The sequence below is a fragment of the Buchnera aphidicola str. Sg (Schizaphis graminum) genome, assembly GCF_000007365.1.
Classification (GTDB): domain Bacteria; phylum Pseudomonadota; class Gammaproteobacteria; order Enterobacterales; family Enterobacteriaceae; genus Buchnera; species Buchnera aphidicola.
In genome coordinates this window covers 196,350-210,028 of the sequence record NC_004061.1, presented here as the reverse complement: position 1 = coordinate 210,028, position 13,679 = coordinate 196,350, and the positions used below count along the sequence as shown (strand labels likewise).

Here is a 13,679-nt window from a genome sequence, read left to right as displayed (position 1 = left end):
CAGTAATGATTAAAATTTATGCACCAGCTTCTGTTGCTAATGTTGGAGTTGGATTTGATATTTTAGGTGCAGCCATTATACCAATAAATGGTACTTTGTTAGGTGATTGTGTAACAGTAAAGTTATCAAAAAAATTTGAATTAATTAATAAAGGGATTTTTTCTAATAAATTACCTATAAATAAAGAACAAAACATTGTTTGGAAATGTTGGTTCAAATTTTGTAAAGTAATAAAAAAAAATATTCCAGTTTCTATAATACTTGAAAAAAATATGCCCATCGGATCAGGACTAGGATCTAGTGCATGCTCAGTAGTTGCTACTTTAGTTGCTATTAATCAAATTTGTAATAATCCTTTGAATTCAAAAGAATTACTATTACTTATGGGTGAAATAGAAGGTGAAATATCAGGAAGCATACATTATGATAATGTAGCACCATCTTATTTAGGAGGTCTTCAATTAATACTAGAAGATTCTGATATTATAAGTCAAAAGATCCCTAATTTTAAACATTGGTTTTGGATTATTGCTTGGCCAGGAATTAAAGTTTCTACTGCAGAAGCAAGAAAAATTTTGCCTAAAGAATATAAAAAAGATATTTGTATTAAAAATAGTCGTTATTTAGCAGGTTTTATTCATGCATCGTATACTAAACAATCTCATTTAGCAGCTAGATGTATGCAAGATTTCATAGCAGAACCATATCGTAGTAAATTACTTCCTAATTTTTTAAACGCCAAGGAAAAAATTAAAAAAATTGGAGCTATAAGTTGTGGAATATCTGGATCAGGTCCTACTATTTTTGCAATTTCTGATAAAATAAAAACTGCTGAAAAGATATCTTTATGGCTAAAAAATAATTATTTACAAAATAAAACAGGATTTGTTCACATTTGTGCTGTAGATGTAAAAGGTGTGCGAAAAATAGGATAAAAAATGAAACTCTATAATTTAAAAAACCATAACGAACAAGTAAATTTTGAAACTGCCGTAAAACTTGGATTAGGACAGAAACAAGGTTTGTTTTTTCCAGTAAAATTACCAATTATGACTCCTGTAGAGTTATCAAAAATATTAAAAATGGATTTTATTACACGAAGTACTGAAATACTTTCTAAATTTATTAGTAGTGAAATTTCTAAAGAAGTATTGCATGAACATGTTAAAAAAGCATTTTCATTTTCAAAACCATTAAAAATTTGTATTAATAAGAATATAAGCTGTTTTGAACTATTTCATGGCCCAACATTAGCATTTAAAGATTTTGGGGCACGTTTTATGGCTCAAATGATACTATGTCTTAATAAAAAAAATGAATCTTTTACGATTTTGACAGCAACGTCAGGAGACACCGGAGCTGCAGTTGCTCATGCTTTTTATGGAATGAAAAACATTCGAGTAATTATTTTATATCCAAAGGGAAAAATCACTCTATTACAAGAACAATTATTTTGTACTTTAGGGAAAAATATAAAAACTATTTCTATTAACGGTAGTTTTGACGATTGTCAAAAATTAGTCAAAAAAGCCTTTGATGATAAAAAATTAAAAGAATCAATAGGATTAAATTCTGCTAATTCTATTAATATAAGTCGTTTATTAGCCCAAATATGCTATTATTTTGAAGCTTTTTCATTGATTTCTGAAGAAAAAAGAAAAAATTTAGTTATAGCCGTTCCATGCGGTAACTTTGGTAATTTAACAGCTGGTTTATTAGCCAAATCTCTTGGTTTGCCAATTCAATCATTTATTGCATGTACTAATTCTAATGATACAGTTCCAAGATTTCTGAATAGTGGAAAATGGAATCCTAAAAAAACTGTATCAACAATTTCTAATGCTATGGATATTAGTTGCCCTAATAATTGGCCCCGAATTGAAGAATTATTTCGTCGTAAAAAATGGGATTTAAAAGAATTAAGATTCGGAAGTGTATCAGATAATGTTACTAAAGAGACTCTTAAAGAGTTATTTCGAATGGGTTATGTATCCGAACCACATGCTGCAATTGCCTACAGGCTATTGCATGATCAATTAAAAAAAGAAGAATTCGGTTTGTTTTTAGGAACTGCACATCCGTCTAAATTTAAAGATACTGTAGAAAAAATATTAGAAAACAGTATTTCTTTACCAAAAGAATTGAAAAATAGAAATAATTTACCATTATTATCCCATAATATTAATCCTGATTTTAATAAATTAAAAGAATTTTTATTAGAAAAATAATCATATAAATTAGAGAGGATAAATTAAATTTTCCTCTCTAATAAAAAATAACTTTTTTTAAACATTAAATAAAAAATTAATAATGTCGCCATCTTGAATTTGATAAAATTTTCCTTCGCTTCGATACTTCCCTGCTTCTTTAACCTTCGTCTCACTTTTATATTTTATAAAATCTAAATAATTGATGATTTGTGCCCGAATAAAACCTCGTCTAAAATCACTATGTATTTTATCAGCAGCTTGAAGACTCGTACTGCCATTAGGTATAGCCCAAGCACGAACCTCTTTTATTCCGGCGGTAAAAAATGTTATTAAATTAAGTATTTTATAACCAGATTTAATAATATTATTTAATCCTAAATTCGTTATATTAAAAGATTTCATAAAATATTTTTGTTCATCTTCATTCATTTTTATTAAATCTAATTCTAGATTCGAATTAATTGGAATGACTGAAGAACCTTCTTTTTTAGCCATTTTTTCTAACTCATTTAAAAAAAAACATGACTCTTTTTGTTCATTAATATTAGCAATATACATTGTGGGTTTTAAAGTTAAAAATCGTAAATAACTAATAATTTTCTTTTCATTTTCATCTAACTCAAGTGTTTTTAACATTAAAAATTTTTTTAAATGATCAAGGCACTTACTTAATACAACTAATTTTTCTTCTATCTCTTTTTTATTAAAATTTAGTTTTTTTTGCAATTTTAATATAGATTTTTCACAAGTTTCAAAATCTGCTAATATAAGTTCAGAATTAATTATATCAACATCTATTTTAGGTTGTAGTTGATTATAAATATGACTAACATTATCATCTTTGAAACAGCGAACAACATGAGCAATTGCATGAGTATCACGTATGTTACTTAAAAATTGATTACCTAAACCTTCTCCTTTAGACGCACCTTTCACTAAACCAGCAATATCTACAAATTCTATAAAAGCATTTGTTATTTTTTTAGGTAAAATAATTTTAGAAAGATTATTAATGCGATTATCAGGGACTGAAACAATACCTATATTTGGCTTAATAGTACAAAATGGAAAATTGGCAACTGCCGAATTACCTTTAGTTAAAACATTAAATAAAGTAGATTTACCCACATTGGGTAATCCTATAATTCCACATTTAAAACCCATATTTTATACGCCTTAAAAAATGAACAATTACACAAAATTGATTTAAAAAATATAAAAAAATTTTTATATCTGACTATTGTATCAAATTTAATAATGTAAAATTTTCTTTTATTGCATATGAAATAGATTTCTTAATTAACTTCATTTCCTTGAAATCAGGTATAGAAAGTACAAACGATGATATTTCATTTTTATTTTTTGGACGACCAATGCCAATTCTCAATCGATAAAAATTCACTTTAGTATTAAATTCTTTAATAATATGTCTTAATCCGTTGTGACCACTATGCCCGTAACTATATTTATATTTTATAATTCCAGGTGCTAAATCAAGATCATCATGTACTATTAATATTTGATTTAAACTTATATTATAAAATGAAGCCATTCTATGTACGGAAAAACCATTTATATTCATAAAAATATCAGGTATGAGTAAACGAATAAAATTTGATTTGATATTTAAACAACCAGTAAAACCAAAAAATTTTTTTTCTTCTTTTAAAATACTCAAATAATTTTTTGCTAACGAATAAATATACCAAGATCCAACGTTATGACGCGTTTTATGATATTTTTTTTTAGGATTAGATAATCCTACTATCATTTTTATTTTATTCAAAAAAAATCCTTTAACATTTTCAGATTTATATAAAAAATGAAAAACATATAATATTAAATATTATATGTTTTTATTTTAAAACATTTATTAATTAAAGATTTATATTAAAAATAATTATACATTAAAAGTAATTAAAAACTATTTGGACAAACGACGAGATGCTTCATCCCAATTTACTACATTCCAAAAAGATTTAATATAATCTAATCGTCTATTTTGATATTTTAAATAATAAGCATGTTCCCAAAGATCTAATCCGAAAATAGGATTACCATGAGTACCAGATATTGATTTACCCATTAATGGATTATCTTGATTTATTGTAGATACTATAGATAGTATACCATTTTGATTTACTAACCAAATCCAACCTGAACCAAAGTGGTTTAACGCAATATCTTCAAATTTACTCTTGAAATATTCAACACTTCCAAATTGTTTGTTAATTTCTGATTTTAAATCACCTTGCAATATTGTTCCAATTTTTAAACCTTTCCAAAATAAACTATGATTTATATGTCCTCCTGCATTATTACGTAATACATTTTTATTTTCTAAACTTATTTCATTAAAAATAGACATTAACTCTTCAATTGAAAGTGAAGAAAAATTTGTTCTTTCTAAAATAGAATTAGTATTATTAATATAATTTTGATGATGTTTCGTATGATGAATTCTCATTGTTTCTTCATCAAAAAAAGGTTCTAAAGCATTATATGCATAAGATAGATCAGGTAGGGAATAAGACATTTTTTTTCCTATAAATAAAAAAATAAAATAATAAATTTAAGATGAAATTAGTAATTTAATCTTAAATATTTTATTAAATTATAGTACAATTATTAGGTTGTAAACAAGGTTCATAACGAATATTCAATCAATATCTAAATTAAAAAATATTGTTTCATTAAAATATTTATTTAAAATTTTTTATCAAAAATATTTTTCACTACTCATTTTTTGATTCATTTTTAATATTTTATCTATCAATAAAACCAAAAAAATATAACTTAAAAGATTAATAAAAATAAATCAAAAGTTAACTATATTACACACGAAGTGTTTTAAATGATGAGATTTTGATGTCTATAACTCAAGAATTCAATTTGTTAAGTAATCGATTTCGCACTTTTTATCCTGTTGTTATCGACATTGAAACAGCAGGGTTTAATCCAAAAACTGATGCAGTATTAGAAATCGCATTAATAACTTTAAAAATGGATAAATTAGGATGGCTGCATAAAGAAGATATACTTCACTTTCATATAAAACCATTTAAGGGATCTATTATCAATTCTGATGCTATTGCTTTTAATAAAATTGATCCATTTAATCCTTTACGTGGAGCTATTAGTGAAACATTAGCTATTGAATCAATATTAGAAAAAGTAAATTATGGAATAAAAATACAGGGATGCACTCGGGGGATAGTCGTAGCACATAATGCTCATTTTGATCATAATTTTTTAATGGCAGCTATTCAAAGAGTTAAAATTAAAAACAATCCCTTTCATCCCTTTGTTACATTTGATACAGCCGCATTGAGTGGGCTAGCCGTAGGTCAAACTGTGTTAGCAAAAGCATGCAAGGCAATTGGTTTGTCATTTGACAATAATCAAGCGCATTCAGCACTATACGATAGTTTACAAACAGCTAATCTTTTTTGTAAAATAGTAAATCGTTGGAAAGGTTTAGGCGGATGGCCTATAAATGTTAAAAAAAGTAAACAAAATTCATATTAAGTTAATAATAAAAAAAATATTTTTAAACTTTTTATAAAAAAAGATATGACATTAATAATAACAATTCTGATTTTTACATAATGTCATATCTTATTTTGTTTAAATTTATTATTTAGAATTTAATACTGCATTAGATATTATTTTTTTTAGTTCTCCGTTTTCTAACATTTCGAGTATAATACTGCATCCACCAATTAACTCTCCCTTTATCCATAACTGAGGAAAAGTTGGCCAATTAGCGTATCTTGGTAATTCTTTTCTAATATCTAAATTTTCTAAAATATCAACATATGCAAATTTTTCTCCACAAATAGATAAAGCTTGTACTGCTTGAGCTGAAAAACCACAACTAGGAGATTGAGGTGTACCCTTCATATAAATTAAAATAATATTATCTTTAATTTGACGTTCTATCTTTTCAATTACATTCATATTTTTTCCAAAATAAAGTTAAAGAAATAAAATGCTTTATTAAAAAACACTTTTAAAAAAATTTTATAGACAATTTCATTTTTTTTTGCAATACTAAATAATGAATTTTAACTTTAAATTATGGGGCTGTTTTTGGATTCGACAAAGTTATCAAAAAAGTAAAGTGCATGCCGAGGAACGGTTTGCCTCGATAAAAAACCGTAAAAAAATAGCTGCAAATAATAAACAAAACTACGCTTTAGCAGCTTAAAAAACTGTATAAAGCCCTTTCATCTCTGACTTCTCTCTTGAGAACGAGAAATTTTTAAGAAAGGCCGACATTTAAAGAGAAAAATGTGAGCACTATGCTTGATAGTGACACAAAATTAATTTTTCAAGCTATAAGCTTAAAATGAGTTTTTCCAAATTAAGCAATGAAAAAATAAAGAAAAACTAAGCATGTAGTATCTTTATTTATAGAAATTTTGGACGCGGGTTCAAATCCCGCCAGCTCCAAAAAAATTAAAAAAAATAATTATTACTTATAAATTATCGAATATCTAATTTTGACACTTTATTTTTTTTAAAAAATATGTTTAGTATCTTTTGATGACATCCAAATCCGTTTTCTTCTGCACAAATAATATAGTGAAAAACATCATTAAAGGAATCTGAAATAATTGGATTTCCAAAAATATAAATTATTTGTTCTTTTGTCATTCCTTTATAATTTTTTTTAAATTTATTTAAATTAAAATAAGACTCATTTAAATTATTATTTAAAACATAGTGTTTATTCTCTAATACTGAACAACTCGAGAATAAAAAAATCATTAACATTCCTAAAACAATCTGATTACTCATAAAAAAATCACTACCTATAATATTTTATATGAAATATTGTTAATAACAATCTTTAACTATAAAAAAATTTTATAAAAATCTTTAATAATCTAAAAAAATTTTTTAGACCAATTTAATTTAGATGTTAGAGTTTCAAAATAATTATAACTTTTAGGATGTATGAGATTCAAATAATAGTTACTGCGACGAATAAATACATATTCTTTTTTCTTAACAGGTAAAACTATTTGACTATCACAACTAATTTTTAAATCAGTTTCTATATCAGAAAATCTCAAACGAATTACACTATCACTGCGAATTAATAAAGGACGCGCAGATAAAGTGTGGGGGAACATAGGTACTAACAAAATAGATTCTAAGGAAGTTTCTATAATAGGTCCTCCAGCTGAAAGTGAATAACCTGTTGAACCTGTTGGAGTTGAAATAATCAAGCCATCTGAACGTTGAGAAAAAGCAAAATTGTCATTAATATAAACTTCAAATTCTATCATATGCGCTACGTTTTTAGGATGCAAAACAACTTCATTAATTGCAATACTAGATTTAGAAACTTGTTCTTTTTTATAAATCATTACATCTAATAAGAATCGATTTTCTACGAAATATTTACCAGACAAAACTTCTGAAAGTTTTTTAAATTTATTATCTGGATTCAAATCTGTAAGAAAACCTAAATTTCCACAATTAATACCAATGATTTTAATATTAAAATATGATAAAATACGAGCTGTAAATAATAAATTTCCATCTCCGCCTATTACAATTGCTAAATCACATAATCGACCAATTTCTATTAATGTCGCAGTTTTAGGGTTTTTTAAATTTAGCTTTTTAGAAATATTATATTCAATAAAAACTTGATAACCTTTTTTAATTAACCACTTATAAAGTATTTCATGTGTTATTAATGCAGTTGAATGACGCGGACGTCCAACAATACCAATACAATTAAAATATTGTTTCATTGCATTAAATTTCCCAATAAAAAAAATATTTTTAATAAAAAAATTACCTTGAAAAACATATTAAAAACTCTACATTTAATTAATAACATTTAAAATGGTAATATTATGGATAATCAAGAGAAAAAAACAAACTATCAAAATACTGATAAAGAAAATGATTTAGAAAAAAATAAAGAAAAAAAAAATGATGAATCAATATTTCAAAATAAAAAAATGAATGAAATAAGGGAAAAAATATTCAAAAATAAAAAAGAAATAAATAATCTTAAACTAAGACATCTAGCAAATATAGAAAATATTAAAAAAAATACTGAAAAAAAAATAAAAAAAATAAAAAATGCAGAAATAGAAAACTTTTTTAAACAAATTATTCCTATTATAAATAATCTTGAAGACATATTAACAATTTCTACAAAGTTAAATTTAAATGATGAACCATCAATACAGGGGATAGAATTAACATTAAAATCTTTGCTAAGTATATTAATAAAATTTGGAGTAAAAATAGAAGGCAAAAAAAATGAAATATTCAATCCAAAAATTCATGATGTCATCTTAACTGAGTCATCAAATACAATAGAACCAAATTATATTATTTCTGTAAAGAAAAAAGGTTTTATTTTTAAAAAAACAATACTTCGTAAGGCAGCTGTTGTAATTTCTAAAACTTAAAAAAATATATTTTGATATTAATAAAAAACATTTTTAAAATTTTTTAAAAATAGAAAAAATTTAAAATTTTTTCTATTTTTAAATCTTAAACCAATCAATTTTATTTCTTTTGTGTTTAAGTAAAATTTTGTTAGTTTTCGAAAAATGTTTGCATCCTAAAAAACCACGATGTGCTGATAAAGGAGAAGGATGAGATGTTTTTAAAATATAATGTTTATTTGTATCAATTAGATTGCATTTTGTTTTTGCATCATTACCCCAAATTAAAAAAACAATGAATTCTTTATAAGAATTAATAAGAGAAATAACATTATCCGTAAAAATATGCCATCCTATATTATAGTGAGATTTTGGTTTTCCTGATTCAACAGTTAAAATAGTATTCAATAAAAAAACACCTTGAGTAGCCCAGTTTTCAAGACAACCATGATAAAATATATGATTTTTATTAAAATCATTATTTAATTCTTTATATATATTTTTTAAAGAAGGTGGTATAATATGATTTCTAGGGACTGAAAAAGCTAATCCGTGAGCTTGATCTTTGGAAAAATAAGGATCTTGTCCAATTATAACAACTTTTATCTTACTAAAAGGAGTTAACAAAAAAGCATTGAAAACATCTTTTGAAGCAGGATATATTATTTTTTTTAGACGCTCTTCTTTAAGAAATTTAATAATTTTAAAAAAATATTTTTTTTTTTTCTTGAGATAAAAGATCTTTCCAAGTTAAACTATTTCTCACATTACCTCCACTTTAAATAAAAATTAATTTTACACATAATTATTTATCAAAATAAATTCTTTTTTTTATTAAGGAACACATATCTTATTCTATTTTTTTAATTAAAAGGAAAAAAAATGACTTTAGTAACACAAAAAGCGCCAAATTTTATAGCACCAGCAATTTTAAAAAATGGTAAAATCATGAATAATTTTGATTTAAAAAAATATTCTAATGGTCAAATAACCGTATTGTTTTTTTGGCCTATGGATTTTACTTTTGTTTGTCCTTCTGAAATCATCGAATTTAATAAAACCTTTGAAGCTTTTGAAAAAAGAAATGTAAAAATTGTTGGTGTTTCTATTGATAGTGTTTTTGTTCATCAAGCATGGCAAAATACCTTTCCTGAAAATGGAGGAATTGGAAAAATAAAATTTCCTATGGTTTCTGATATAAAACATGAAATTCAAAAATCTTATCATATAGAACATCCGGAATTAAATATAGCATTAAGAGCCTCATTCTTAATTGATGAAAATTGGATTATACGTCATCAAGTTGTTAATGATCTTCCTTTCGGACGTAACATTGATGAAATGATACGGATGATAGACGCTTTAAATTTTCATAATAAATACGGAGAAGTATGTCCTGTAAATTGGAAGCATGGACAAGAGGGGATGAAAGCTTCTCAAGAGGGAGTTTCTTCATATTTAAAAAAATATTTTTCATAAAAATTAACAGATAATTTTAAAGTCAGCAAAAAAAAATATGCTGGCTTTATTTTTAATTTAAAAATAAATTATTAACAACTTTGATTTAAATACTAAACATTATCAAATAAAATTATCATCATTCATCTCGCTATCATCAACATGTTCCGTTTCATCAAAATTAGAAAAATTATTATCATCAGAATAATTTTCAAGTGGTTCGTTTTGATTATCATAATTTACTAAATCAGAATGATTATTCTGAATAGAATCATATTCATTATCTATATCAGATGCTGACGACTGATTAATATTATCAAAAATTTCTTCTTCCGGTGTAGTATGATTAAACAAATTCATTAACATATTTCCTAAAATCATACCTCCTGCTACACCTGTCGCTGTTTGTAATGCGTTTTTAAGAAATCCGCTATTTCTGGTAGTTGCTGCTGAAGAAGAAGGAATATTTGTATTACAAGATTCTAAGTTATTCTGGTTTTTTTTCCATATAGTATTATCATAGGATATAGTTTTTGATCCTGGATCTTTTTTTAAAAAGTTTGATAAAAAACTTGGTTTTTTATTCACTTGATCTGAATTTAAAATTGATATTTGATTTTTTAATTCTTCGATTTTTAAATTCATTTTTTTTATAGCTGTTTCTTGAATTAAGATTGTTTGCACCATGTAGTAAGAAGAATAAGGCTGTTTTTTTACTAAATTTTGGATTAAAACATCTGCTGTATCATCGCGCTCAGAACAGTTTAGTTCAATTTTTTTCAAACGATGAAATAAATTTTCTATTAAATTTTTTTCTTCATCTTTCATAAAAGTATCTCATTTTCCATTAAACTTAGAAAAGTTATTATTTATATAATTCAGTATTGATCTATATAAAATACTCTAATAACTCATTATTTTAATACTTTCATTTAAAATAAACAATATAAAAAATATTTTTTAACTATTTAAAAAAAATCTAATTATAAATAATAATTTCATTATTTAGAATCAGTTCTTTCAATGCATCTGACACTTTAACTATGTTATAATTTTATACTCAATATAATTCTATTAATCAACGCAAAAAAGAGAAAATAGTTAATATGAAACACCTTGCTCGAGAAATTGTACAAGTCGATATTGAAAAAGAATTGAAAAGTTCTTACCTAGACTATGCTATGTCTGTAATAGTAGGACGAGCCTTGCCAGATGTTCGAGATGGTTTAAAACCAGTCCATAGAAGAATACTTTTTGCAATGCATGTATTAAGTAATTATTGGAATAAAGCATATAAAAAATCTGCTAGAGTGGTAGGAGATGTAATAGGTAAATATCATCCACATGGAGATTCTGCTGTATATGATTCAATCGTGCGAATGGCGCAAAATTTTTCATTACGTTATATGTTAATAGATGGTCAAGGCAATTTTGGTTCAATTGACGGGGATGCAGCAGCAGCAATGCGATATACAGAAGTACGTATGTCTAAAATTTCTCAAGAGTTGTTAGCTGATCTAGAAAAAAATACTGTAGAATTCATTCCGAATTATGATGGAACAGAACATATTCCAGAAATCCTGCCATCTAAAATACCAAATCTTTTAATTAATGGATCATCAGGAATAGCGGTGGGTATGGCAACGAATATTCCTCCTCACAACTTGAATGAGGTAATTGACGGATGTTTAGCTTATATAAAAGATGATAACATTACACTACGAGAATTAATTCAACATATTCCAGGACCAGATTTTCCAACTGCAGGAATTATCAATGGTAAAAAGGGAATTGAAGAAGCATATCGAACAGGAAAGGGAAAGATTTATATTCGTGCTCGAAACAAAATTGAAAAAAATAAAAAAAACAAAAAAGAATCAATTATTTTTTATGAAATTCCTTATCAAGTTAACAAATCACGTTTAATTGAAAAAATAGCAGAACTAGTAAAGGAAAAAAGAATTGATGGAATAACTGCTTTACGTGACGAATCAGACAAAGATGGAATGAGAATTGTAGTTGAAATAAAAAAAGAAGCTATGTCAGAAATAATTTTAAATCAACTATATTCTCTTACTCAACTACAAATTTCTTTTGGTATAAATATGGTTGCATTATGCCAAGGACAACCAAAAACATTATCTTTAAAAGAGATATTAAAACATTTTTTATCACATAGAGAAGAAATAGTTACACGCCGCAGTATTTTTGAATTAGATAAAACTTGTAAAAGATCTCATATTCTTGAAGGATTAAGTATAGCTTTAATAAACATTAACTGTATTATTGATCTAATAAAAAAAGCTAAAAGTTCATTAGAAGCAAAAGAGTTAATAATAAAAAAAACGTGGATTTATAAAAATTCAGAAAAAATAAATCAAAAAGATCATGATTATCATTTTACTGAAGAACAAGTGCAAGCTATTTTAGATTTACGCTTACATAAATTAACAAGTTTAGAAAAAAATAAACTTGTTTTAGAATACGATTGTTTAACTAAAAAAATCAAAGAATTAAAAAAAATTTTAAAAAGTCGCGATCGTATGCGAGAAGTTATTAGAGATGAATTAGTATCAATAAAAAATAATTTCGGAGATCAGAGACGAACAGAAATTACAGAAAATAATCCTGATATTAGCATTGAAGATTTAATTAATCAAGAAGATGTAGTAGTAACATTATCTCATTCTGGATACGTTAAATATCAACCTCTTTCTGATTATAATGCTCAAAAAAGAGGAGGAAAGGGAAAATCAGCAGCTAAAATTAAAGAAGAAGATTTTATAGAAAGTTTAGTCGTGACGAATACACATGATACTATACTATGTTTTTCCAGTCGAGGTATCCTATATTGGATGAAAGTTTATCAACTACCAGAATCTAGTAGACATGCAAAAGGTAGACCCATAGTCAATTTGTTACCATTAAGTAACAAGGAAAGAATTACAGCAATACTTCCTATTCATGAATTTAAAGATAATCTAAATATTTTTATGGCTACTGCACAAGGAATAGTTAAAAAAAGTTCTTTAAAAGAATTTAAAAAACCTAGAATTGCAGGCATTATAGCAATTAATTTACGAGCTAATGATGAACTTATTGGAGTTTCATTAACAAATGGTAAGAACAATATCATGTTATTTACACAAAATGGAAAAGTGGTTCAATTTTTAGAAAATAGTGTTAGAACAATGGGAAGAACAGCTTCTGGAGTAAGAGGAATTAAAATTTCTAAAAATGACAAAGTAGTATCCCTTATTGTTCCGTATAAAAAAGAAAGTATTTTAATAGCAACAAATAACGGCTATGGAAAACGCACAAAAATAACTGATTTTCCAATTAAATCACGTGCGACACAAGGTGTAATTTCAATAAAAATTACTAAAAAGAACGGAAAAATAATTGGAGCTATACAAGTGGTAGAAAAAGATCAAATTATGATGATTACTAACGCAGGGACACTAGTTAGAATTAGAGCGTCAGAAATAGGTGTTTTAAAAAGAAATACACAAGGTGTCATCTTAATAAGAACATCAAAAAATGAAAAAGTTGTTGCTTTACAAAGAATTGTAGAACCTATATAAAAATA

General features: G+C 25.5%; 13 protein-coding genes, 1 other RNA gene and 1 pseudogene. 7 read left to right on the top strand and 8 right to left on the bottom strand.

Translation table 11 applies throughout. The features are described from left to right. Positions 1-5: 5 nt before the first annotated feature. Together thrB and thrC are read left to right on the top strand one after the other, a co-directional pair. On the top strand, positions 6-935 hold the full coding sequence (gene thrB, locus BUSG_RS00990) for a homoserine kinase (protein ID WP_011053719.1): 930 nt from the start codon (positions 6-8) through the stop codon (positions 933-935). Positions 936-938: 3 nt separating this feature from the next. Further along, complete coding sequence (gene thrC, locus BUSG_RS00985; protein ID WP_011053718.1) at positions 939-2,228, top strand: threonine synthase; 1,290 nt, start codon at positions 939-941, stop codon at positions 2,226-2,228. Between the two features lie 57 nt (positions 2,229-2,285). Here the strand turns inward: thrC and ychF are convergent, their stop codons facing one another. The 3 genes from ychF to BUSG_RS00970 form a co-directional block, all read right to left on the bottom strand. Continuing rightward, complete coding sequence (gene ychF, locus BUSG_RS00980; RefSeq protein WP_011053717.1) at positions 2,286-3,374, bottom strand: redox-regulated ATPase YchF; 1,089 nt, start codon at positions 3,372-3,374, stop codon at positions 2,286-2,288. A gap of 73 nt (positions 3,375-3,447) precedes the next feature. Next, positions 3,448-3,981: an aminoacyl-tRNA hydrolase gene (pth, locus tag BUSG_RS00975; RefSeq protein WP_050702904.1), complete on the bottom strand. Its 534-nt coding sequence runs from the start codon at positions 3,979-3,981 to the stop codon at positions 3,448-3,450. Positions 3,982-4,134: 153 nt separating this feature from the next. After that, complete coding sequence (locus BUSG_RS00970) at positions 4,135-4,746, bottom strand: Fe-Mn family superoxide dismutase (protein ID WP_011053715.1); 612 nt, start codon at positions 4,744-4,746, stop codon at positions 4,135-4,137. A 332-nt stretch (positions 4,747-5,078) separates the two neighbouring features. On the opposite strand from BUSG_RS00970, the gene rnt reads away from it, so the two are divergent. Next, positions 5,079-5,738 (top strand): ribonuclease T, encoded by a 660-nt coding sequence (gene rnt, locus BUSG_RS00965; RefSeq protein WP_011053714.1) that lies wholly within the window; start codon positions 5,079-5,081, stop codon positions 5,736-5,738. A 108-nt stretch (positions 5,739-5,846) separates the two neighbouring features. Here rnt and grxD read toward each other — a convergent pair whose 3' ends face one another. After that, positions 5,847-6,170: a Grx4 family monothiol glutaredoxin gene (gene grxD / locus BUSG_RS00960; protein WP_011053713.1), complete on the bottom strand. Its 324-nt coding sequence runs from the start codon at positions 6,168-6,170 to the stop codon at positions 5,847-5,849. A gap of 122 nt (positions 6,171-6,292) precedes the next feature. On the opposite strand from grxD, the gene ssrA reads away from it, so the two are divergent. Next, positions 6,293-6,666: a transfer-messenger RNA gene (gene ssrA / locus BUSG_RS03155) on the top strand. Between the two features lie 32 nt (positions 6,667-6,698). On the opposite strand, the gene bamE is transcribed toward ssrA, so the two are convergent. Then, positions 6,699-7,013: an outer membrane protein assembly factor BamE domain-containing protein gene (gene bamE, locus BUSG_RS00955; protein WP_011053712.1), complete on the bottom strand. Its 315-nt coding sequence runs from the start codon at positions 7,011-7,013 to the stop codon at positions 6,699-6,701. An 89-nt stretch (positions 7,014-7,102) separates the two neighbouring features. Then, positions 7,103-7,981, bottom strand: a complete 879-nt coding sequence (gene nadK, locus BUSG_RS00950) for an NAD(+) kinase (RefSeq protein WP_011053711.1) — start codon at positions 7,979-7,981, stop codon at positions 7,103-7,105. 105 nt (positions 7,982-8,086) lie between these two features. Here nadK and BUSG_RS00945 point away from each other — a divergent pair, with 105 nt between their 5' ends. Further along, complete coding sequence (locus BUSG_RS00945; RefSeq protein WP_011053710.1) at positions 8,087-8,653, top strand: nucleotide exchange factor GrpE; 567 nt, start codon at positions 8,087-8,089, stop codon at positions 8,651-8,653. Positions 8,654-8,731: 78 nt separating this feature from the next. On the opposite strand, the pseudogene ung reads toward BUSG_RS00945, so the two are convergent. Beyond that, positions 8,732-9,398: pseudogene (gene ung / locus BUSG_RS00940) on the bottom strand (uracil-DNA glycosylase). Positions 9,399-9,514: 116 nt separating this feature from the next. Between ung and BUSG_RS00935 the strand changes: the two are divergent. After that, positions 9,515-10,111: a peroxiredoxin C gene (locus BUSG_RS00935; protein WP_011053709.1), complete on the top strand. Its 597-nt coding sequence runs from the start codon at positions 9,515-9,517 to the stop codon at positions 10,109-10,111. Between the two features lie 102 nt (positions 10,112-10,213). Here BUSG_RS00935 and BUSG_RS00930 read toward each other — a convergent pair whose 3' ends face one another. Next, positions 10,214-10,918 (bottom strand): DUF2076 domain-containing protein, encoded by a 705-nt coding sequence (locus BUSG_RS00930; RefSeq protein ID WP_011053708.1) that lies wholly within the window; start codon positions 10,916-10,918, stop codon positions 10,214-10,216. Positions 10,919-11,196: 278 nt separating this feature from the next. Here BUSG_RS00930 and gyrA point away from each other — a divergent pair, with 278 nt between their 5' ends. Continuing rightward, positions 11,197-13,674, top strand: a complete 2,478-nt coding sequence (gene gyrA / locus BUSG_RS00925; protein ID WP_011053707.1) for a DNA topoisomerase (ATP-hydrolyzing) subunit A — start codon at positions 11,197-11,199, stop codon at positions 13,672-13,674. Positions 13,675-13,679: the final 5 nt, after the last annotated feature.